Below are 22,053 nucleotides of genomic sequence, written 5' to 3'. Positions count from 1 at the left end.
CCCCTCGTGCCGTAAGGCAAGCGAGGGGAGCGCGCCGGGTGGTGGTCGCTGAGCGGTGGAGGCTCAGCGTCAGCCGACGCGCTTTCCAAGTACGAGAATTCGGGTGCGCATGGCACTGACCCTCCACCCGGCGTGCACCCAGTGTCAAGTGGGTGGGACGGGAGTCTCATTATGTGAGCGCAGTGCCGTACCGGCCTGGAGTACGGCGGTCGCTCCGGTGGAGTACACCCCGGAGCCCCCGCCGACGAACACGGGTTCGGCCGGTCCGGGCGGCACCGGGTAGTGCCCGGCGGCCAGCGCCCTGCGCAGCCGGTACTCGTCCAGCGGCCCGGAGAAGGCCTTGCCCTGCCCGTGCGTGCAGCCCATCGCGCGCAGGGCCGCGACCTGCTCGGGCAGGTCCACGCCGACGGCCACGGACTGCATCCCGAGGTCGGAGGCGATCCGCAGCAGCCCACTGGTGATCTTGTGCAGCCGGGCGGACTCCACCACGCCGTCGACCAGGCCCCGGTCGAGCTTCAGTACGTCGACGGGGAGCCGCCTGAGGGCCGTGATCGCCGCGGGCCCGCTGCCGAAGCCGTCGAGCGCGATCCGGACACCGAGCCGCTTGAGCACGGTCAGCCGGCGCTCCAGCTCGTCGAGCGACACCCTGGGGTCGGTGTCGGCCAGCTCGACGACCAGGGAGCCGGACGGCAGCCCGTGCCGGGTCAGCAGGGCCTCGACCGAGCCCAGGGGCAGTGACCGGTCGAGGAGCCGGTGCGCGCTCAGCCGGACGGCCACCGGGACGGGCAGACCGGTCGCGTGCCGTTCGGCGGCCTGTTCGACGGCCTCCTCCAGCACCCAGCGGCCCAGCTCGGCGGTCTTCTCGCTGTCCTCGGCCGCGCGCAGGAACTCCGCGGGGGTGAACAGCGCCCCCTGGGAGGAGCGCCAGCGCGCCTGGGCGCAGACCGAGGTGATCCGGCCGTCCGCCAGGCACACCACCGGCTGGTGCAGCAGGGCGAACTCGCCGTGGTGCAGCGCCGCGCGCAGCCGGGTGGCCAGCTCCGCCCTGCGCACCACGTCCTGCTGCATCTGCGGCTTGTACAGCTCCACCCGGCCCTTGCCGGCGGCCTTGGCCCGGTACATGGCGAGGTCGGCGTTGCGCAGCAGTTCGCCCGCGCCGAGGCCGGGTTCGGCGAAGGCCACGCCGATGGAGGCGTTGACCCGGACATCGTTGCCGTCGATGGCGTAGGGCTGGGAGAGGGTCGCTCTCAGCCGGTCGGCGAGTTCGACGATGTGCCGCTCGCGGGCGTCCCGGTCGCGGACGCCGTCGCCGACGATCAGGGCCGCGAACTCGTCGCCGCCCAGCCGGGAGGCGGTGTCGCCCTTGCGGACCGCGTCCTGGAGTCTGCGGGCGGCCTGGACGAGGAGCTCGTCCCCGGCCTGGTGCCCGATGGTGTCGTTGACGCCCTTGAAGCCGTCGAGGTCGATGAAGAGCACCGCCGTGCCCCTGAGGGCGGCCCCGCGGTCCGAGGCGCGGCGGCCGGACAGGGCCTGCTGGACGCGCCGGGTGAACAGGGCGCGGTTGGGCAGGTCGGTGAGCGGGTCGTGCTCCGCGTTGTGCTGGAGCTGCGCCTGGAGCCGCACCCGTTCGGTAACGTCACGGCTGTTGAAGATCAGGCCGCCGTGGTGCCGGTTGACGGTCGACTCGACGTTCAGCCAGCCTCCCCCACCGCCGGAGCGGAAGCGGCACTCGATGCGGGTGGTGGGTTCCTCGACCGGGTCGGCGGCGAGGAAGCGGCGTACCTCGTGCACGACACAGCCCAGGTCCTCCGGGTGGATGAGACCGGCCAGTTCGGTCCCCTCCAGCTCCTCCGCGGGCCTGCCGTAGACCCCGGCGGCGGCCGGGGAGACGTAGCGGAGGATGCCGCTGGGGGCGGCGATCATGATGACGTCGCTGGAGCCCTGCACCAGGGAGCGGAAGTGGTTCTCCTTCTGCGCCAGTTCCTGGGTGAGGGTGATGTTGTCGAGCAGCATGATGCCCTGGCGCACGACGAGCGCGAGCACCACCGTGCCCCCGGTGAGCAGCACGACGCGGTCGACGCTGCGGCCGTTGAGGACGTTGTAGAGGATCCCCAGGGTGCATACGGCCGCGGCGAGGTACGGCGTGAGCGCGGCGAGGGAGCCGGTGATGGGCCGGGAGAGCGGATACCGGGTGTGCTCGCCGGGCGGCGGACCGTGATGGTGGTCCGGTGCGCCGTACCGTCCGGGCAGGTGCTCGCGGACCACGCGCGTGTGCCCTTCCCGCTCGGGCCGTCCTCCGCGGGGCGCGGTCCAGGGGGCGTACGCCAGGAGCAGCGAGCCGGCGAACCAGCCCGCGTCGAGCAGTTGTCCGGAGCGGTAGTCGGCGTGCAGCAGCGGGGAGGTGAACAGGGCGTCGCACATCACGGTCAGCGCGAGCGCGCCGATCGCGGTGTTGACCGCGGACCGGTTGACCGCCGAGCGCCGGAAGTGCAGCGCGAGCACCATGCTGACCAGGGCGATGTCGAGCAGCGGGTACGCCAGTGACAGCGCGGTGTGCGCGACGCCCGGCCCCTCGGCCCGCGCGGCCTGGGCGAGCGCGAGGCTCCACGCGAGGGTGAGCAGGGAACCGCCGATCAGCCAGGCGTCCAGGGCGAGACAGACCCAGCCGGCCTTGTTCGCGGGCCGTTTGGCGAGCACCAGCAGTCCCACGATGGCGGGCGGCGCGAAGCACAGGAAGAACAGGTCGGCGTAGCTGGGGCTGGGCACGGGAAGCCCGAGGACGACCTCGTACCACCCCCAGACCAGGTTGCCCAGGGAGGCCATGGTCGAGGAGAGGCCGAACATCAGCCAGGCGGGCCGGAACCGGGTGCGGGGGCTGCGGGCGTAGACGAAACAGGACACGGCGGCGGCACCGGCCGCGGCGCTCAGTCCGAAGTCGCCCATGATCAGCGCGAGTTGTTCCGAGCCCCAGCCGAACGCGGCGCCGACGGCGTAGGCCGCGCAGACCAGGGCGAGAACGAGTTGGGCGGCCGGGCCGGGCCTACGGCCGCCGGCCGGTGCGCCGGCGGCCGTCGCACCGGCCGACGGCGCGGGCTGCCGCCGCGGCGCTCCGTCGAGCGTGGAGGTGGGGGTGGGCGCGCTCACCGGTACCTCCCGGTCCGCTCCGCTCCCGGGTCCCCGGAAGGTGTCGTCCGGACCGGGCCGATCCCGGGAAACAGTGTCTCGTGGCCGGGCCCCGCGCCCCCGGCAAGATCCGAACGGCACCCCCTCCGTCCCCGGCGCATCGGGTGGGCATGCCTTCCGCGACTGTCGTGCCGGTGAGGGTGGCGGCCGGGACCGTCATGAGGGCCACCGTACCGGATGTGGCGGCCGCGGCGGCGCGTGGCCGTGCGCCACGGTCGTCGTCGACGGCTCCGCCGCGTCGGATCGCTCGTCCATAGGCCGTGCATCGCCCGTCGCCCCCCTCACTGTCCACAGTGTCCTGCCCCCGCGCCGATGGTCAGCAGCGCGGCCCCTGTCGGGACGATACACCAGTATCGTCACTCAGGGACATAGCTTCTCTACGCTCCGTAACGATCAACTGGTATATGAGTACCCACCGCGCCCGGAGAAACGCGGACGGTACTCGAAGTGGACTACAGGTCTCCCGCTCCCGTCACCAGGACCACGTTCCCGGGCTCCTCCCGGTTCAGGTGACGGCGCAACTGATTGACCAGCAACCGCTCGGCCCGCGGCCGGAAGGCGGAGGTGGGTCCGCCGACGTGCGGGGTGATGAGGACGCCCGGTGCCCGCCACAGGGGATGCTCCGAGGGCAGCGGTTCGGGGTCGGTGACGTCGAGGGCCGCGGTGATGCGGCCGCTCTCCACCTCGGTGAGCAGCGCCTTGGTGTCGACGACGCCGCCGCGGGCCACGTTCACCAGCAGGGCGCCGTCCCTCATCCGGGCCAGGAATCCGGCGTCCACGAGGTGCCGGGTGGTCTCGGTCAGCGGCGTGGAGAGGACGACGACGTCCGCCTCCGGGAGCAGGGCGGGCAGTTCGGTGAGCGGGTGCACCGGCCCGCGCTCCGTGGTGCGTGCGGAGCGCGCGACGCGCACCACCCGCGCGAGCTCGAACGGAACGAGCCGGTCCTCGATGGCCGCGCCGATCGAGCCGTACCCGACAATGAGCACGTTCTTGTCGGCGAGCGCGGGCCGGAACCCGCCGCGCCACTCCCCCTTGTCCTGTGCCCGCACGAAATCGGGGATGCCCCGCAGGGAGGCCAGGATCAGCGCGAGCGTGAGCTCGGCGGTGCTGGCCTCGTGCACACCGCGCGCGTTGCACAGCCGTACACCGGCGGGCAGGTGCTTCAGACCGGGCTCCACGTGATCGGTGCCGGCCGACAGGGTCTGCACGACGCGGACGGAGCGCATCAGGGGCATCGGCCGCACACCGACCCCGGCGGGCTTCATGTAGGGCACGACGTAGAAGACGCAGTCGGCCGGGTCGGCGGGGAACTCCTCGCCCCCGTCCCAGAAACGGTAGTGCGGCCCCTCGGGAAGGCCCTCGATCTCGTCCGGCGGAATGGGAAGCCATACGTCAGCAGCGTTCATGGTTCGGAGGGTAGGGCCTGTCCGGCGGATCGGGTCGAAGGGGATCGAGGTCGCCTTGCAAGCCCTGGGGAGCGGGACCCGGTGCGTGCGGCGGCAAGGCGGAGGGGACGCGTCAGGGCGGAGCCCTGACAGCCGACGACAACGCCGCCGGGGGCACCGCCCACGCCCTTCAGGCAGTGGTGGGAGTGCGTGCCGGACCCCGCGTCCCCGGCACGATCCGCCGGACAGGCCCTCATTCAGGAGTGCGGGAGCGCAGAGGTTAGGTTGGAGGGCCGGAGAGGGAGGGTCACGACCAGGTGGAGCGCAGGACGATCGGCGCGGGGGCGCTCGCGGTGGGGGCCGTCGGACTCGGGTGCATGCCGATGAGCTGGGGCTACAGCACGTCCCGGCAGCGCGGCGAGGAGTCGCTCAGGGCGGTGCACCGGGCGCTGGACGCGGGCTCGACGCTCCTCGACACCGCCGACATGTACGGTCCGTTCACCAACGAGCTGCTGCTCGGGCGGGTGCTGAAGGAGCGGCGCTCCGACGCCTTCGTGTCCACGAAGGTCGGGCTGCTGGTGGGTGATCAGCACATCGTGGCCAACGGCCGCCCCGGCTACGTGAGAAGGGCCTGCGACGCGTCGCTGCGCCGGCTCCAGACCGATGTCATCGACCTCTACCAGCTGCACCGCGCCGACCCGGAGGTCCCGGTCGAGGAGACCTGGGGTGCGATGGCGGAGCTCGTACAGGCGGGAAAGGTACGGGCGTTGGGGCTGTGCGCGGTGGGGGCGCGCTCGGCGCGGCGGCCGGGGGCGCGGCTGCACGACGCGACGATCCGGCAACTGGAGCGGGTGCAGCAGGTCTTTCCGGTGAGCGCGGTGGAGGCGGAGCTGTCGGTGTGGTCGCCGGAGGCGCTGCGGACACTGCTGCCGTGGTGCGCGTCGCGGGGGATCGGCCTCCTGGCGGCGATGCCGCTGGGCAACGGCTTCCTGACCGGGACGCTGACGCCCGGCGTGGGCTTCGAGGCGGACGACCTGCGCGCCCGGCACCCCCGCTTCACGGCCGAGATGATGGCCGCGAACCAGCCGATCGTGGCCGGTCTGCGCCGCGTCGCCCGCCGGCACGGCGAGCACGTCACCCCGGCGCAGGTGGCGCTGGCCTGGGTGCTGGGCCGGGGCCGCCAGGTGATCCCGGTCCCCGGCACCAAGCGGGAGCGGTGGGTCGTGGAGAACGCGGCCGCGGCGGATCTGCGCCTGTCGGAACGCGACCTCGCGGAGATCGCGGAACTGCCCGCGGCGCAGGGGTCGTGGGACTGAGCGACGGGCCGGCGGCGGCGATCTCGCGGTTCGGGGTTCCGCGATCGGGAACTTCGGAGGCGCGAGCGGTGTATGACAGGTAGGACCCGCCGCGTCGAAGGGACGAGATCGTGCAACGACGAGCCGTGACGGCCGTACTGGCCGCCGCCGCGCTCCTGCTGACCGCCGGCTGCTCCTCCGACGACGGGGGACCGCCGGGCGGCTCGGACGCCGGCGCCTCCCCGAGCGGTACGGCGACGAGGTCGTCGTCGCCGGAGGGGAGCGCGGAGGAGACGCCGCCCGCGAAGGGCTCGGTGAAGGTGGTCCGCACGGTGACCACGGGCCTGAGCACTCCCTGGGGCCTGGCCCCGCTGGCCGACGGCGACCTGCTGGTCTCCTCCCGGGACGAGGCGACGATCACCCGGGTCGACGGGAGGACCGGCGAGAAGACCGAGCTGGGCGAGGTGCCCGGGGTGTCGTCGTCCAACGAGGGCGGCCTGCTCGGCATCGCCCTCTCCCCCGAGTACGCCTCGGACCGCATGATCTACGCGTACTTCACCTCGGCCTCCGACAACCGCATCGTCCGCATGATCTACGACGAGAAGAAGCCGGCCGGTGAGCAGCTGGGAGCGCCGGACACGGTCTTCCGGGGCATCCCCAAGGGCGAGATCCACAACGGCGGCCGGATCGCCTTCGGCCCGGACAAGATGCTGTACGCGGGCACGGGCGAGAGCGGTGACACGGGTCTGTCCCAGGACAAGGAGTCCCTGGGCGGCAAGATCCTGCGGCTGACCCCGGAGGGCGAGCCGGCCCCGGGCAATCCGTTCCCCGACTCCGCGGTGTACTCGTACGGCCACCGCAATGTGCAGGGGCTGGCCTGGGACGCCAAACAGCGGCTGTTCGCCTCGGAGTTCGGCCAGGACACCTGGGACGAGCTGAACGCGATCGAACCCGGTGACAACTACGGCTGGCCGGAGGCGGAGGGCGAGTCGGACGACGGCGGCTTCCACGACCCGGTCGACCAGTGGACCACGGACGAGGCCTCCCCCAGTGGTATCGCCTACGCCGAGGGCTCGGTCTGGATGGCCGGCCTGGGCGGCGAGCGGCTGTGGCGCATACCCCTGAAGGGCACGGAGGCATCGGCGGACCCGGAGGCCTTCCTGGAGGACGAGTACGGCCGGCTGCGCACGGTGACGGCGGCGGGCGGCAACAAGCTGTGGCTGATCACCAGCAACACGGACGGCCGCGGCAACCCGAAGGAGGACGACGACCGGATCCTGGAGCTGGAGGTGAGCTAGCCGGCGCTCACGTCTCGTCGGGTTCCTCCTCCGGGACGGCCGGCGGGCGCACGGTGACCTTTCCGGACGCGAGGTCTATCGGCCCGCGTCCGGGGTCGGCGTCGCCGACGTCCTCCCGGGTCAGCTCCAGACGGTTCTGCTCGTCGCGGGTGTGTTTACGGCCAGGGGCAAACAGTTCCTCGAAGGCGTTGAACATCGCTCCCCTCCCCAGGGACGAATGGGTCGCACACCTATTGTCCCGCCGCCAGCCGTTCGCCCGTCTCCGCCGTGAACAGACCGAGCCGGTGCGCCACCGCCGCTGCCTCCCCCCGTCCGGAGACGCCCAGCTTGGCGAGGATGTTGGAGACGTGGACGCTGGCCGTCTTCGGGGAGATGAAGAGCGCCTCGGCGATACGGCGGTTGGTGTGGCCGGCGGCCACCAGGCGCAGGACGTCGTGCTCGCGGCTGGTGAGGCCGAGCGCGTCGGCCGGGGCGGCGGGGGCCGGCTCGCGGGTGGCGGAGGGCAGTGCGAGGCGGGCGCGTTGCGCCAGCAGCGTGGCGGACCGGGCCAGCGGTGCGGCGCCGAGGTGGTCGGCGACGGCGGTCACCAGCCGCAGCAGTTCCGTGGCGCGGGCGCGCTCGTCGTCGCCCGCGCCGGTGGCGAGCAGCGCCTCGGCGAGCCGGAACCGGACGCGTGCGAGGTCGTAGGGCCGCTCCAGTGGCTCGACCGCCGCGACGGCCGCGGACCACGCGTCCGGCGCGGTCCTGCCCTCGGCGCGCAGCAGCTCGGCGCGCAGCCACAGGTCGTACGCCTGCCATACGGGCACGCCGGTCGTCAGGGTCCTGGCCGCCGCGCGGATCCGGTCCAGGATCTCCGGGCGGCCGGGCTCGGTCGCCGGGGCGCCGTGGGCGTCGGCCTCCGCGGTGGTGGCGGCGAGCAGCAGGGGCCAGCCGTAGCGCTGGGTGCCGGGCGGGAGGCCGGCGTCGAGGGCGGCCAGCAACTCGGCGCGGGCGTCAGGGAGGCGGTCCTCGGCGGCGGCGATGCCGATGGCGACCCACTTCATGGGAAGGGCGTACTGCGGCATCGGGTCATGGGTGCCGAAGAAGGTGCGGGCGTCGGCGAGCCGGCGGGCGGCCTCGGCGATGTCCCCGCGGTCGTACGCGAGGTACGCCAGGCGCATCGAGCCCCCGGCGCGGGGCTTGGCGCTCTGTTCGAGACGCTGGGCGTTGGCCGCGGCGCGGGCCGCCTCGTCCCAGCGGCCGAGGGTGTGGAGGGACTCGGCGAGGTTGCCCCACACCCAGCCCTCGGAGTCCAGCAGTCCGAGCCTGCGGGTGAGGTGGACGCCTTCGTGGAGGAGTCCGGCGGCCTCCTCGGAGCGGCCGACGCCTTCGAGGACGGACGGGAGGTTCACATGGGCGCGGGCCACCACCATGTCCATGCCCAGTTCGGTCGCCCGGTCCTTGACCTCGTACATCTCGGCGAGTCCGGTGTCGATGCCACCGGCGTCGACCATGAGGCCGCCGAAGGTGAGCCGGGCGTTGAGCTCGATGTCGCGGGCACCGACCATGCGGGCGTACTCGACGGCGCGCTCGGCGGCGGCCATGGCGTCCGGGCCGGGGTCGTGCAGCATGGACCAGCTGGCGGCGGAGGCGAGGACCTCGGCGTGCACCTCGGACGGGGGCAGTCCGCGCACCAGGTCCTGGGCGGTGCCGAGTTCGGCCCAGCCGTCGCCGCGGGCGAGGGCCTGGGTGAGCCGGGAGCGCTGCACCCAGAACCAGGCGGCGCGCAGGGGGTCCGGGTCCTCGTCGAGGAGGCGCAGCGCCCGCTTGGTGATCTTCATCGAGCGTTCGCGTTCCCCGCAGAGGCGTCCGGCGACGGCGGCTTCGGCCATCAGGTCGAGGTAGCGCAGCGGCGTCGTCTCGGGGTCGCAGCCGCAAGGAGGGTAGACCTCGGCGTAGTCGAGGGGGCGCAGGGTGGCCCGTACGGTGTCGGGGACGGCGTCCCACAGCTCCATCGCCCGGTCCAGCAGGCCCAGTTGCTCGGAGTAGGCGTGGCGCCGGCGGGCTTCCACGGAGGCGTCGAGGACGGCGGGCAGGGCCTTGGCCGCGTCGTGGGCGTGGTACCAGTAGCTGGCCAGACGGGTCACCCGCTCGTCGGCGGGGACCAGGGTGGGGTCGGCCTCCAGGGCCTCGGCGTAGCGGCGGTTGAGACGGGAGCGTTCACCGGGCAGCAGGTCGTCGCTGACCGCCTCGCGGACCAGGGAGTGGCGGAAGCGGTAGCCGTCGCGGTCGGGTGCGGGGGTGAGGATGCTGGCGTTGACGCCGGCCCGCAGGGCCTCGATGAGGTCGTCCTCGGTGAGCCGGGCGACGGCGGCCAGCAGCCGGTCCTCGACGGTGGAGCCGCCCTCGGCGACGATCCGGGCGACCCGCTGGGCGCTCTCCGGCAGGCCCTCGACCCTGACGAGGAGCAGGTCGCGCAGGGAGTCGGTGAGGCCGGTGCAGCAGCCCTCGTCGGAGGCGACGGCGAGTTCCTCGACGAAGAAGGCGTTGCCATCGGAGCGTTCGAAGATGTCGTCGACGCGGTCGGGGTCGGGTTCGCGGGCGATGATGCCGGCTATCTGCCGGCCGACCTCCTCGCGGCTGAGGCGGCCGAGTTCTACGCGCTGGACCGTGCGGAGCCGGTCGAGTTCGGCGAGGAGGGGGCGCAGGGGGTGGCGGCGGTGGATGTCGTCGGAGCGGTAGGTGGCGAGGACGACGAGGCGGCCGGTGCGCAGGGTGCGGAGCAGGTAGGCGAGCAGGTGGCGGGTGGAGGCGTCGGCCCAGTGCAGGTCTTCCAGGGCGAGGACGACGGTGTGGTCGGCGGCGACGCGCTCCAGCAGGCGGGCGGTGAGCTCGAAGAGGCGGGCCATGCCCTGTTCGTCGCGGCGGGCCTCGCGGGCGGCGGTGCCGATCTCGGGGAGCAGGCGGGCGAGTTCCTCCTCCTGGCCGGAGGCGGCGGCGGCGAGCTGGTCGGGCAGTTCGCGGCGGAGTTGGCGCAGGGCGGTGGAGAAGGGGGCGAAGGGGAGTCCGTCGGCGCCGATCTCCACGCAGCCGCCGAGGGCGACGATCGCGCCGCGACGGCGGGCCGCGGTGGCGAACTCCTCGACGAGGCGGGTCTTCCCTACGCCGGCCTCGCCTGCGATGAGGAGGGCCTGGGGTTCGGTGGTGGCGCGGGTGAGGGCGGTGTTCAGTGTGTCGAGCTCGGTGCTGCGGCCCACGAACACGGGACTGACGGACTTGGTCTCCACGGTTCTGAGCATTGCATGCCCTTCCGGCGACGGGTCACCGGTTTTTGTTGTGGGGTGGGAGTGGTCCTGCGGACCGGCGCTTGTGCGGTGCCCGGTGTGGGGCTGGGCGGGGGGTGTTCGCGCTGCCCGGCGCTTGCGGGGTGCCTCCCCCAGAGGGGTGCCCCCAGCCCACCCGTGCCGCCCTGGGGGTACCTCCCAGGCCTTTAAGGCACTGGGGAAGGCACGACTGCCCGCGGGAACGACGGGGTCAACGGCACGACCGGCCGCGGAGAGCGGGAACTGCGGGGCGGCGGCCGACCCCCGTGCGGTCGCCGCCCCGCGGTTACGCGGCTCGGGTGAACCAGTGGCGGCGGGTATGGCTTTCCGCCTCGGTGTTCCGGGGGGCGGCGGTGCGGCGGAGGCGGGTGGCTTCCCGGGCCAGGCGGTGCTCCTCCCCCTGGCGGACGAGGTCGTCGTGGTGGAGCCGGTGGAGTGCGTACTCGAACATGGTGTGTCCCCCGGAGGAGTCGGTGTCGGTCATCGCTTTCTGCGATGCCTCCACCTTCGTCTCCAAGGCGGATCCGCCACATCGGGAGGGTTCCGTATCTTCCGGCCGGCGCGGGGCCTTAGAAGGTACTTAGGCCGCCTAAGCCCTCAGTTGCTGCACCACCAGCCCCGCCGCACCGGCGACCGCGAGCGCCATGGCGGCCGTCCGTGTGTGGCGCGCGTTCAGCCGCCGGGTCAGCGGACCGGCGAGCAGCACGCCGGCGACCGCCGCCGGCGCGAGCAGCACCGTGCGCTGGAACGTGTGCGCGCCCACCGCCCCCGCCGCACCCAGTGCGACCAGGCTCATCAGCGAGCCGGCCAGGAAGAACGCGCTCATCGTGGCCCGCAGCCGCGGCCCGCTCAGCCGCTGCCACACCATCGCCATCGGCGGGCCCCCGATGGAGGTCGCCGTGCCCATCAGCCCCGACGCCATCCCGGCCAGGAACACCGAGGAGCGCCGCGCCCGGGGCACGTACCCCGCCGCGCTCACCGCGACGCCGGTGAGGACCACCCCGGCAATGAGCAGCGCGAGGTACCTCGCCGGCAGCGCCACCACGAGCAGCGCGCCCGCGGCCGCTCCCGGGACCCGTCCGACGAGGGCCCAGCCGCAGCCGCGCAGATCCGCCGAGCCCCGCTCCCGCACCAGCACCGCCGCCGTCACCCCGGCGGCCAGCAGCAGCACCACCGGAGGCGCCAGGGTGGGGTCGACCACGGCGAACACCGGCGCGGCAATCATGCCCAGGCCGAAGCCGACGGACACCTGGAGCACCGCGCCGACGCCCACCGTGAGGGAGAGCAGGGCGAACTCCGCGCCGGTCATGCCCACGCGGGCCGCGCCTCCAGGGGGAAGTGGCACAGGGCGGTGTGGTCGTCACCGTCGCCTCCGGACTCGCGGACGACGAGCGGGGGCACCTCGGTGGCGCACTTGTCCTCGGCGCGCCAACACCGGGTGCGGAAGCGGCAGCCGGAGGGGATGTCGAAGGGCGAGGGGATCTCGCCCTTGAGCTGGATCTCCTGGTCGTGGGCGGCGCGGGAGGCGTCCAGGACCGGTGCGGCCGACATCAGCGCGGCGGTGTAGGGGTGCCGGGGGCGGTCGAAGACGTCCTCGGTCTCCCCGTGTTCGATGACCTTGCCCAGGTACATCACCGTCACCCGGTCGGAGATGTACCGCACCACGGACAGGTCGTGGGAGATGAACACGTACGCGACGCCGAGCCGGGACTGGAGTTCGGAGAGCACGTTGAGGACCTGGGCCTGCACCGACAGGTCCAGGGCGGAGACCGGTTCGTCGCACACGATGAGGTCGGGGTCCAGGGCGAGCGCGCGGGCGATGCCGATGCGCTGGCGCTGTCCGCCGGAGAACTCGTTGGGGTAGCGGTGGGCGTCGCTCTCCCGCAGTCCGACCAGGGACAGCAGTTCGCGGATCCGCTTCTCGCGGGCCCTGGCGTCGGGGACGACGTCCCGGTGGGTGCGCCAGGGCTCGCCGATCAGATCTGCGGCCGACATACGGGCGTTGAGCGAGGCGAAGGGGTCCTGGAAGACCATCTGGACGCGGCGCCGCCAGTTCAGCAGCTCCTTGCCGCGCAGGGCGAACGGGTCGACACCGTCGTAGCGGACCGTGCCCGCGTCGGGCCGTTCCAGCCCGAGCAGCACCCGCGCGAGGGTGGACTTGCCGCAGCCGGACTCGCCGACGAGCCCGAGGGTCTCTCCCCGGCCGAGCCGTACGTCCACTCCGTCCAGGGCGGTCAGCCGGCGGCGTCCGCTGCCGAAGCTCTTGGTGACACCGCGGACCTCCAGCAGTGGCGGGTGTCCGCCGGTCCGGGGCCCGGTGGTCTCGGTGGTGGTGCGGGACTCAGTCACGGTCGAGCTCCTCGGAGAAGTGACAGGCGGCCGAACGTCCGTCGCCGGTGGCGCGCAGGGACGGCCGTTCCCGTACGCAGCGCTCCCGCACCAGGGGGCAGCGGTCCTGGAAGACACAGCCGGGCGGCACCGCGCTCAGCTCGGGCGGGCTGCCGGGGACGGCGGGCAGCGGCTGTCCGCGCTCGGCGTCCTCGGGGACGGAGTCGAGCAGTCCGCGGGTGTAGGGGTGGCGGGGCGCGGAGAAGACCTCGCGCACCGTGCCCTGCTCCACGACCGTGCCGGCGTACATCACGACGACGTCGTCGGCGCGCTGGGCGACCACGGCGAGGTCGTGGGTGATCAGTACGACGGCCATGTCCCGCTCGTCCTGGAGGTCCCGCAGCAGCCGCATGATCTGGGCCTGCACGGTGACGTCGAGGGCGGTGGTCGGCTCGTCGGCGATGAGCACGTCGGGGTCGAGGGCGACGGCCATCGCGATCAGCAGCCGCTGGCGCATGCCGCCGGAGAACTGGTGCGGGTAGGACTTGGCCCGCTGCCTCGGTTCGGGGATGCCGACGCGGGTCATCAGCTCGATCGCCTTCTCCTGTGCCTCGCGCCGGGAGAGTCCGCGGTGGATGCGGAACGGCTCGCCGATCTGCCGGCCCACCGGCTGCACCGGGTTGAGGGCGGTCAGGGCGTCCTGGAAGACGATCGACAGGACGGGACCGGCCAGTCTGCGGCGCTCGGCCGGGCTGAGGCGCAGGGTGTCCTCACCCCTGACCCGTACGGCGCCGCCGGTCACGGAAGCGGCGGGGTCGAGCAGTCCCACGACCGACAGCGCGGTCATCGACTTGCCGCAGCCGGACTCGCCGAGGAGGGCCAGGGTGCGGCCGCGGCGGACGCTGAAGCTGACGCCGTCCACGGCGCGCACCGTCCCGGAGGCCGTGCTCAGGTCCACGCACAGCCCTTCGACGTCGAGGGCCGGGCCGGTGTCGGACGAGGCGGATGTGGTCGTCACGGGATCATCTCCGGGGGTACGGCGGCGGAGGCTCCGCGGCGCTTGCGGGGCAGCGTCAGACGCCAGCGCTGGGCGGGGTCGGTGGCGATGCGGGCCCAGGCGGCGAGCACCGTGGCGGACACGGTGGTGAGCACGATGGCCAGTCCGGGCAGCACGGTGATCCACCAGGCGGTCTGGAGGTACTGCCGGCCCTGGGCGACCATCAGGCCCCAGCTGACGTCCGGGGGCTGGATGCCGATGCCCAGGAAGCTCAGCGAGGACTCGGTGAGCATCACGAAGCAGAAGTCGAGGGTGGCGACCGTCAGCAGGGTCGGCAGGGCGATCGGGAGGATGTGCCGGTAGATGATGTTCCGGCTGGGGGTGCCGAAGGTGCGGGCCGCGTCGACGAACAGGCGGCTGCGCAGCTCGGCCGCCTCCGCGCGGGAGGTGCGCAGGTAGACCGGGATGCGGGCCACGGCGAGGATCAGCACGATGTTCATCGCGGAGGGCGAGAAGACGTACAGCACGACGACCGCGATGAGCAGCGAGGGGAAGCTGAGGATGACGTCGGCGACGCGCATCGCCACGCTCTCCCGGCGGCCCCCGTGGTAGCCGGCCCACAGGCCGACCGCCGATCCGATCACCAGGGAGCAGAGCACCGCGGGGACGGCCACGGACAGGGTCGTGGCCGCCGCGTCGATCAGCCGGGCCAGCACACTGCGCCCGAGGACGTCGGTGCCGAGCAGTCCGTAGAAGCCGTCGCTCAGGGAGGGCGCCCGCAGGGAGGCGTCCAGGTCCTGGCGCTGTGCGTGGTCGCCGATGAACAGCCGGCCGAAGAGGGCGACCAGGACGACCAGGCTCAGGACGACGGCTCCGACGGCGGCGGCCCGGTCCCGGCCGAGCAGCCGCCACCAGCGCGGCGGGCTCTTCCGGACGGGGGCGGACTCCGGGGCGTCCTCGCGCCCGTCCGCGGTGGCGGTCTCCGCTGTGGTCATGATGCTTCCTTCGCTCACGCCGGCACCGCCTGACGTACTCGGGGGTCGGTCAGCGCGTGGCAGACGTCGACGAGGATGTTCAGCGCGAAGATCGTCACCGCTGTCATCAGGACGGCCGCCTGGAGGACCGCGAAGTCGCGCTGGAGGATGGAGTCGATCATGAGTTTGCCGATGCCGGGCCAGCCGAAGATCGTCTCCACGATGACGGCGCCGTTGACCAGACCCACCGTCAGGTCGCCGGCGACGGTCAGCACCGGCGTCACCGCGTTGCGCAGGGCGTGGCCGAAGATCACCCGGCGGGGTGCGGCGCCCTTGGCGCGGGCGATCTTGACGTAGGGCGCGGAGAGCGCGGAGACCATGCTGCCGCGCACCACCTGGACGAGCACGCCGAACGGGCGGATCAGCAGGGTCGCGACGGGCAGCACCCAGATCTCGGGCCCGCCGAGGGTGCCGGAGGTGGGCAGCAGGTCGAGGCTGACGCCGAAGACGAGGACGCCCATGACGGCGAACCAGAAGTCGGGGATGCTGGCGGCCGTCATCGACAGCAGGCTGGCGATCCGGTCGACCAGGGAGTTGGGCCGGTAGGCGGCCAGGCTGCCGATCAGCACCGCCCCGGTGATCGCGAGGAGCATGGTGACGCCGGCGAGCTGGAGGGTGACGGGGAAGGCGTCGAAGACCATCTCGGTGGCGGACTGCCCGGTCCGCAGCGAGGTGCCGAAGTCCAGGTGGGCGGCGTCGACGAGGTAGTTCCAGAGCTGGGCCGGGACGGAGAGGTCGAAGCCCTGAGCGGCGGAGAACTCCGCGCGCTGTTCGGCGGTGGCGCTCAGCGGGAGGTAGAGGTCGACCGGGTTGCCGGTCATCCGGGCCAGGAAGAACACGCCCAGCACCACGCACACCAGGGGGACGGCGCTGGAGAGGACGCGTTTGCGCAGAAAGGTGACCATGTCAGTGCTGTCCCGCCTTCGCCGGGCCGACCTCTGCCAGCCGCATCTCGTCGCCGGTGGCGGAGTTCGGCTCGTACCGGATGGACGGTGACAGGCCGAGCAGTCCGCTCATGTGGGCCAGGTGGGCGTACTGGACGACCGACCTGTTCTGGTCCGCGAGCAGGCCGGCGAAGGCCTGCTGCCGCTGCTCGCCGGAGAGCGCGCCCGCGTCGGCGATGCGCCGGTCGAGCTCCTCGGTGCCGAAGGTGGACTGGGGTCCGTCGCTCAGCAGGTACTGGCTCGTGGTGAAGGCCGCGTCACCGGCCTGGTTGCCGTGCATGATCAGCAGGGCGATGGGTCCGACGTTCTCGGGCAGCGGCCGGAGCTGGTACTGGAGCTGGGTGGCGGTGTCCGCCATCCGGACCTTGACGTTCAGCCCGATCCGCCGCATCTGGTACTGGAGCGCCTCCGCCGTCTCCGACACCCCGGAGAACATGCCGTTGCGGGCGACCAGGGTGATCTGCCGGCCGACGGGTACGCCGTCGGCCTCGGCCTCCTCGATCAGGGCCTTGGCCCGTGCCACGTCCTGCCGGGTCGGCTCGATCTCCTCGTCGTGTCCCACCACTCCGGGCGGGACCAGCTGGCCGGCCGGTTCGGCGAGTCCGCCGAGCAGGGCGTCGATGATGCCGTCCCGGTCCACGGCCAGGTCGACCGCGCGGCGTACCCGTATGTCGTCGAGCGGCGCCTCGCGGCCGTCCAGCCGCAGCGCGGTGGTCTCGTTGTTGGGGTAGGCGACCGTGGTGTCCTTCTCGGCCTCGATGGGGTCGAGGGCCACGGCGATCTCCGCCTCACCCTTGTCGATCATGGCGGCCCGGACGCCGGCGTCGCTGCGCCAGACGTAGCGGGCGCGGGGGAAGTCGGGGGCGTCGCCCCAGTAGTCGTCGTAGCGGCTGAGGTCGATCGCCGCTCCGGGCTGCCAGGAGCTGACGGCGTAGGGGCCGGTGCCGATGGGGATACGGACCTTGGCCTCGGCGTTCGTCGTGCGCGGCACGATCTCCACGAAGCTCAGGCGCAGCGGCAGGATCGGGTCGGGCTGCTCGGTGGTGACGGTCAGCCGGGTGTCGCTCTCCGCCTCGACCGTCAGGTCGTCGTCGCCGAAGACATAGCCCTCGACGTTGCAGGCGAGGTCGGAGTTGACGGCCCGGTCGATGGAGAAGGCGGCGTCCCGCGCGGTGAACGGCTCGCCGTTCTGGAAGGTCACCCCCTCGCGTGTGTCGAAGGTCCAGGTGCGGTCGCCGGTCTGCTTCCAGCCGGTGGCGAGCAGCGGGTGGAGTTCGCCGGAGTCGGGGTCGCGTTCGACGAGGGGCTCGGTGATGTTGGACCGGACGACGACGCCGGTGCCGGTCAGCGAGGCTTCGCAGGGTTCCAGGGTCGGTGGTTCCTGGGTGAGCACCACCCGCAGGGTGCGGCCGTCGGCACGGCCGGCGTCACCGGCGGCGCTGCCCGCCACGGCGCAGCCGCTGGACAGCAGCACCGTGCCCGCCAGGAGTGTCGCCGTCGGCGCGCGGAGGCGCCTTCGTCCGGTGGACGGAAGGGGGGAAACGGAGAACTTCATCGTCGGCCTGTCTCCGGTGAGTGCTGGTGTGTCGCGTTCCACGTACGGGCGACTGCGAGAGGCTGTCTACACTTGCGTACCCGGTCCGCATCTGTGAACGCCGAAGCTAAACCGGCACCGTGGCAGCGTCAAGACATGCGCAGGAACGGATCCGTGCCGCGCTCCTCGCGCGGACGGTCCGTCCGGGCACGGCCGACCGCCCCGCCCGGCACGGCGCGACCGGCCGAACCGTCCGGCACGGCGGCGCGACCGGCCGGACCGTCCGGCGCCGTGCCGCGGCGCCGGCGCCCGGGGCGCCCGAGCCGCCCGGCCGCGACGGCCGGCCGCGTCGGCCGCGACGGCCGCGTGGCCCAGGACGCCTTTCACGGCACCCCACAGGGCCGCGCCCGTCCCACTCGTGCGCCCCGCCCCCCCCTAAGACCCAGGCAGGAGATCACATGCCCACTCCCGGCACCACGACCGCCCCGGCCACCGTGCTCCAGGTGTCCCCGCTGCTCCCCGGCCTGGAGCAGACCCTTGCCGAGCGCCACCGCACGGTGCGTCTGCACGAGCTGCCCGACCCCGACCGCTTCCTGCGCGACCACGGCGCGGACGTGGTCGCCGCCGTCACCAGTGCGCGGTCCGGGGTCGGGAACGCCCTGATGGACGCGCTGCCGAGGCTGGGCGCGATCGTCCACTTCGGCGTCGGTCACGAGACCACGGACGTGGCCCGCGCCCGGGCGCGCGGCATCGACGTCAGCAACACCCCGGACGTGCTCACCGACTGCGTGGCCGACCTCGCCGTCGGCGCGCTGATCGACGTCATGCGCCGGATGTCGGCGGCCGACCGGTACGTGCGGGCCGGCGGCTGGAGCGCCGCACCCTTCCCGCTGGCCGCGCGGGTGAGCGGGAAGCGGGTCGGCGTTCTCGGGCTGGGCCGCATCGGCCGGGCCGTGGCGCGACGGCTCGAGGGGTTCGGCGTGGAGGTGTCGTACTGCTCGCGCGTCCCGGTGCCGGGTGTCCCGTACCGCCGTCTGCCCACCGCGCGGGCGCTGGCCGAGGCGTGCGACGCGCTCGTCGTCACCGTCGCCGGCGGCGCGGGCACGGAGGGCCTGGTGTCGGCGGCGGTGCTGGAGGCGCTCGGCCCCGAGGGCCATCTGGTGAACGTCGCGCGGGGCAGTGTCGTCGATGAATCCGCCCTGGTCGCGGCGGTGGAGGCGGGACGGATCGCGGGCGCGGCGCTCGACGTCTTCGCCGACGAGCCGAACGTGCCGCGGGCGCTCCTGGACTCGGACCGGGTGGTCCTGCTCCCCCACATCGCCAGCGCCACCCGGGAGACCCGCGAGGCCATGGGCGATCTGGTGCTGCGCAACGTGGAGCGGTTCATGACCGAGGGGGTCCTGCTCACCCCGGTGCCGGGATCCACCCATTGACACCGCCGCACCTGGCTGTCTACAAATGAGAACGCCGACTACATATGAGGATGGCATTCATGGTTCGGACCTCAGAGCGGATCGCCGGCGTCACCGTGACCCCCGTGGCCTTCCGGGACCACCCCCTGCTGAACACGGTCGGAGTGCACGAGCCCTACGCCCTGCGCACCATCGTGGAGATCACCACCGAGTCCGGTGTCAGCGGCGTCGGTGAGACCTACGGCGGCACGGTGCACCTGGAACGGCTGCGCCGGGCCGCCGACGGACTGACCGGCATGGACGTGTGGAGCCTGAACGAGCTGATCGCCCGCACCACCCGCGCGCTGGGCGCCGACACCACGGGCGGCGACGGCATGTCCGGCATGGTCACGGGCAGCAGCACCGTGGACCGGGTCATGTCCCCGTTCGACGTCGCCTGCCTGGACATCCAGGGCAAGCTCGTGGGCCGCCCGGTCAGCGACCTGCTGGGCGGAGCGGTCCGCGACTCGGTGCCCTACAGCGCGTACCTCTTCTACAAGTGGGCCGGCCACCCGGGCCGGGAGGACGACGACTGGGGCCCCGCCCTCGACCCTGCGGGACTGGTCGAACAGGCCCGCCGCATGATCGGCACCTACGGCTTCACCTCCATCAAGCTCAAGGGCGGCGTCTTCCCGCCCGACGAGGAGATCGCCGCGGTCAAGGCGCTGCGCAAGGCGTTCCCGGAGCTCCCCCTGCGCCTCGACCCCAACGCGGCATGGAGTACGGAAACGTCACTGCACGTCGCCCGGGAGCTGGACGGCGTCCTGCAGTACCTGGAGGACCCGACCGAGGGCATCGACGGCATGGCCGCCGTGGCCCGCGGGACGCCCACGCCGCTGGCGACCAACATGTGCGTGGTCTCCTTCGACGACCTCGCCCCGGCGGTGGCGAAGGGAGCCGTCGGCATCGTCCTGTCCGACCACCACTTCTGGGGCGGCCTGCGGCGCTGCGGACAGCTCGCCGCGATCTGCGGGACCTTCGGCCTCGGCCTGTCGATGCACTCCAACTCGCACCTCGGCATCAGCCTCGCCGCGATGACCCACCTGGCCGCCGCGACACCCCGGCTGACCTACGCCTGTGACACGCACTGGCCCTGGAAGCGGCCCGACGAGGACGTCGTCGACCCCACGCCGCTGCGGTTCGCCGAGGGCCGGCTCGCCGTGCCGACGGCTCCCGGACTCGGCTTGGAACTGGACCGGGACGCCCTGGCCCGGCTGCACCGGCAGTACCTCGACTGCGGGCTGCGCGACCGCGACGACACCGGCTACATGCGCCGCTTCGAACCGTCCTTCTCCACCAAGACCCCCAGGTGGTGAGCGGCCGATGCGCATCATGCTCGACCACCGCATCCTGAGCCGCTTCCACGACCGGCTCAAGGCGTCCACCCAGGGTGAGCACGACTGGCTGGAGTCCTTCGACCTGGACGCCGCACGGTTCTCCGAGGCCGTCGCCGGCATCGACGTCTACGTCGGCTCGAAGCTGAGCCCCGAGGACGCCCGGCGCGCGCGGCGGCTGCGGCTCGTCCACGTCGTCGGCGCCGGCTACGACGGCATCCCGCTGGACGCGCTCCACCCGGGAGTCACGGTCGCCACCACCCACCACCACGGCCGCTCCATCGCCGAGCACGTGCTGATGTCGGTGCTGATGCTCTCCCGCGACGTCCTGGGCGCCGACCGCGCGCTGCGCGCCGGGCGGTGGCGCAACGTGGCGGTCGACCCCGGACTGCCCTTCGGGACCACGCTGCACGGCCGCCGGGTCGGCATCATCGGCTTCGGCGAGACCGGCACCGAGGTCGCCCGGCTGTGCCAGGCGGTCGGCCTGCGGGTCCGCGCCGTACGACGTGACCCCTCGGCACCGTTCCCCGCGGACCTGCGGCCCGACTGGGTCGGCGGCGACGACCGGCTGCCGGAACTCCTCGCCGACTCCGACGTCGTGGTGGTAACCGTCCCGCTGGGCCCCGCCACCCGCGGACTGATCGGCCCCGCCGAACTGAAGGCCATGGGACCCCGGGCCCTGCTGGTCAACGTGGCGCGGGGGCCGGTGGTCCAGGAGGAGGCGCTCTACGAGGCGCTCGGCTCCGGCACCATCGCGGGCGCCGCACTGGACGTGTGGTGGTCGGGCCCGCCCGACGCGCCGAGCCGGCTGCCCTTCCAGGACCTGCCGAACGTACTGATGACCCCGCACCACTCGGGCCACACGGCCGACACCTTCGCCGCCCGCGCGACCGAGATCGCCGAGAACATCGACCGGCTGGAGCGGGGGGACGCGCTCACCAACGTGGTCCGCGCTCCGTCCCCCGGCCGTTGACACCGGCCGGCACTCCCGTCCCTCACCCAGAGTAGGAAACCCACCCATGCTCGAAGGCGTTCTGTTCTTCCCCGTCACCCCGTTCACCGAGACCGGTGACGTCGACCTCGACGCCCTGCGCCGGCACATCGCGGCCAGGGTCGACGCCGGACCGGGCGGAGTCTTCGTCGCCTGCGGCACCGGCGAGTTCCACGCCCTGGACCACGAGGAGTACACCGCGGTCGTCCGCACCGCCGTCGAGGCGGTGGCAGGACGCGTCCCGGTGTACGCCGGGGCCGGCGGCGCCGTCGGCCAGGCCCGCCGGTTCGCGCGGGCCGCCGACCGGGCCGGTGCGGACGGTCTGCTGCTCATGCCGCCGTACCTGGTCGAGGCCCCCGGCGACGGGCTCGTCGCCTACACCCGCGAAGTGGCCGGCGAGACCGCCCTGCCACTGATCGTCTACAACCGGGCCAACGCCCGCTTCGACGAACGCTCGGCGGCGGCGGTCGCCCAGCTGCCCACCGTCGTGGGCTTCAAGGACGGCACCGGTGACCTCGACCTCCTCGCGCGGATCGTCCCCGCCGTGCGGGAGGCGCTCGACGGGACCGGCAAGGAGTTCCAGTTCTTCAACGGCATGCCCACGGCCGAGGCCAGCCAGCTCGCGTACCGGGCGCTGGGCGTGGAGCTGTACTCGTCGGCGGCCTTCGCCTTCGCGCCCGACGTCTCCCTGGCCTTCCACCGCGCGGTGGAGGAGGGCGACCGGAAGCGGATCGACGCGCTGCAGCGGACCTTCTTCCACCCGCTGGTCCGGCTGCGCAAGCGGGTTCCGGGATACGCGGTGGCGCTGGTGAAGGCCGGGGTCACCCTGGAGGGCCTCGCGGCCGGACCGGTGCGCCCGCCGCTGACCCCCCTCACCGCGCCCGAGACCGAGGAACTGGCGGCCATCATCGCCGAGGCGCGTGCCGTACTCGCCTCCTGAACGCGCGTGAGGGGTCTCCGGGCACCCGGAGACCCCT

At 73.1% G+C, this 22,053-nt stretch carries 17 protein-coding genes; 6 read left to right on the top strand and 11 right to left on the bottom strand.

The genetic code is table 11. The features are described 5' to 3' along the window. Window positions 1-144: 144 nt before the first annotated feature. Window positions 145-3,144, bottom strand: a complete 3,000-nt coding sequence (locus ACFV5H_RS05600) for a putative bifunctional diguanylate cyclase/phosphodiesterase (protein WP_385193022.1) — start codon at window positions 3,142-3,144, stop codon at window positions 145-147. Window positions 3,145-3,635: 491 nt separating this feature from the next. Next, complete coding sequence (locus ACFV5H_RS05595) at window positions 3,636-4,589, bottom strand: 2-hydroxyacid dehydrogenase (protein WP_385193020.1); 954 nt, start codon at window positions 4,587-4,589, stop codon at window positions 3,636-3,638. A gap of 296 nt (window positions 4,590-4,885) precedes the next feature. On the opposite strand from ACFV5H_RS05595, the gene ACFV5H_RS05590 reads away from it, so the two are divergent. Both ACFV5H_RS05590 and ACFV5H_RS05585 read left to right on the top strand, forming a co-directional pair. Continuing rightward, window positions 4,886-5,884, top strand: a complete 999-nt coding sequence (locus ACFV5H_RS05590) for an aldo/keto reductase (RefSeq protein WP_385193018.1) — start codon at window positions 4,886-4,888, stop codon at window positions 5,882-5,884. Window positions 5,885-5,994: 110 nt separating this feature from the next. Further along, window positions 5,995-7,161 (top strand): PQQ-dependent sugar dehydrogenase, encoded by a 1,167-nt coding sequence (locus ACFV5H_RS05585; RefSeq protein ID WP_385193016.1) that lies wholly within the window; start codon window positions 5,995-5,997, stop codon window positions 7,159-7,161. A gap of 7 nt (window positions 7,162-7,168) precedes the next feature. Here ACFV5H_RS05585 and ACFV5H_RS05580 read toward each other — a convergent pair whose 3' ends face one another. From ACFV5H_RS05580 to ACFV5H_RS05540, 9 genes are all read right to left on the bottom strand, one after another. Beyond that, on the bottom strand, window positions 7,169-7,357 hold the full coding sequence (locus tag ACFV5H_RS05580) for a DUF6191 domain-containing protein (protein ID WP_385052299.1): 189 nt from the start codon (window positions 7,355-7,357) through the stop codon (window positions 7,169-7,171). Between the two features lie 34 nt (window positions 7,358-7,391). Next, a complete protein-coding gene (locus ACFV5H_RS05575; protein ID WP_385052300.1) occupies window positions 7,392-10,439 on the bottom strand; it encodes an AAA family ATPase in 3,048 nt (1,015 codons plus the stop codon). A gap of 310 nt (window positions 10,440-10,749) precedes the next feature. Beyond that, a complete protein-coding gene (locus ACFV5H_RS05570) occupies window positions 10,750-10,947 on the bottom strand; it encodes a hypothetical protein (protein ID WP_385052302.1) in 198 nt (65 codons plus the stop codon). A 105-nt stretch (window positions 10,948-11,052) separates the two neighbouring features. Then, window positions 11,053-11,772 (bottom strand): sulfite exporter TauE/SafE family protein, encoded by a 720-nt coding sequence (locus ACFV5H_RS05565; protein ID WP_385052361.1) that lies wholly within the window; start codon window positions 11,770-11,772, stop codon window positions 11,053-11,055. Beyond that, window positions 11,769-12,812 (bottom strand): ABC transporter ATP-binding protein, encoded by a 1,044-nt coding sequence (locus ACFV5H_RS05560; protein ID WP_385052305.1) that lies wholly within the window; start codon window positions 12,810-12,812, stop codon window positions 11,769-11,771. Before ACFV5H_RS05560 ends, ACFV5H_RS05565 begins: the two co-directional genes overlap by 4 nt. After that, the gene (locus tag ACFV5H_RS05555; RefSeq protein WP_385052308.1) at window positions 12,805-13,809 is read right to left on the bottom strand and encodes an ABC transporter ATP-binding protein; all 1,005 of its coding nucleotides are present in this window, start codon (window positions 13,807-13,809) and stop codon (window positions 12,805-12,807) included. Before ACFV5H_RS05555 ends, ACFV5H_RS05560 begins: the two co-directional genes overlap by 8 nt. Beyond that, window positions 13,806-14,783, bottom strand: a complete 978-nt coding sequence (locus tag ACFV5H_RS05550) for an ABC transporter permease (protein WP_385193013.1) — start codon at window positions 14,781-14,783, stop codon at window positions 13,806-13,808. Before ACFV5H_RS05550 ends, ACFV5H_RS05555 begins: the two co-directional genes overlap by 4 nt. A 14-nt stretch (window positions 14,784-14,797) precedes the next feature. After that, window positions 14,798-15,727 (bottom strand): ABC transporter permease, encoded by a 930-nt coding sequence (locus tag ACFV5H_RS05545; protein WP_385052314.1) that lies wholly within the window; start codon window positions 15,725-15,727, stop codon window positions 14,798-14,800. Window position 15,728: 1 nt separating this feature from the next. Then, entirely contained in the window at window positions 15,729-17,240 is a 1,512-nt protein-coding gene (locus tag ACFV5H_RS05540; protein ID WP_385193010.1) for an ABC transporter substrate-binding protein, read from the bottom strand. Between the two features lie 518 nt (window positions 17,241-17,758). On the opposite strand from ACFV5H_RS05540, the gene ACFV5H_RS05535 reads away from it, so the two are divergent. The 4 genes from ACFV5H_RS05535 to ACFV5H_RS05520 are packed head-to-tail and all read left to right on the top strand — an operon-like array spanning window position 17,759 to window position 22,016. Continuing rightward, entirely contained in the window at window positions 17,759-18,733 is a 975-nt protein-coding gene (locus ACFV5H_RS05535; RefSeq protein WP_385052320.1) for a 2-hydroxyacid dehydrogenase, read from the top strand. Window positions 18,734-18,792: 59 nt separating this feature from the next. After that, the gene (locus ACFV5H_RS05530; RefSeq protein ID WP_385193007.1) at window positions 18,793-20,067 is read left to right on the top strand and encodes a glucarate dehydratase family protein; all 1,275 of its coding nucleotides are present in this window, start codon (window positions 18,793-18,795) and stop codon (window positions 20,065-20,067) included. A gap of 7 nt (window positions 20,068-20,074) precedes the next feature. Beyond that, window positions 20,075-21,058 carry a 2-hydroxyacid dehydrogenase gene (locus tag ACFV5H_RS05525; protein ID WP_385052325.1) on the top strand — a complete coding sequence of 328 codons (984 nt, stop codon included), beginning with the start codon at window positions 20,075-20,077 and terminating at the stop codon, window positions 21,056-21,058. Window positions 21,059-21,104: 46 nt separating this feature from the next. Continuing rightward, window positions 21,105-22,016 carry a 5-dehydro-4-deoxyglucarate dehydratase gene (locus ACFV5H_RS05520; protein ID WP_385052328.1) on the top strand — a complete coding sequence of 304 codons (912 nt, stop codon included), beginning with the start codon at window positions 21,105-21,107 and terminating at the stop codon, window positions 22,014-22,016. Window positions 22,017-22,053: the final 37 nt, after the last annotated feature.

Origin of the sequence: Streptomyces sp. NPDC059787 (assembly GCF_042732315.1) — a bacterium.
In the GTDB taxonomy this organism is placed as follows: domain Bacteria; phylum Actinomycetota; class Actinomycetes; order Streptomycetales; family Streptomycetaceae; genus Streptomyces; species Streptomyces atrovirens.
Note: the sequence above shows the minus strand (reverse complement) of the source record. Positions and strands in the feature narration are given on the sequence as shown.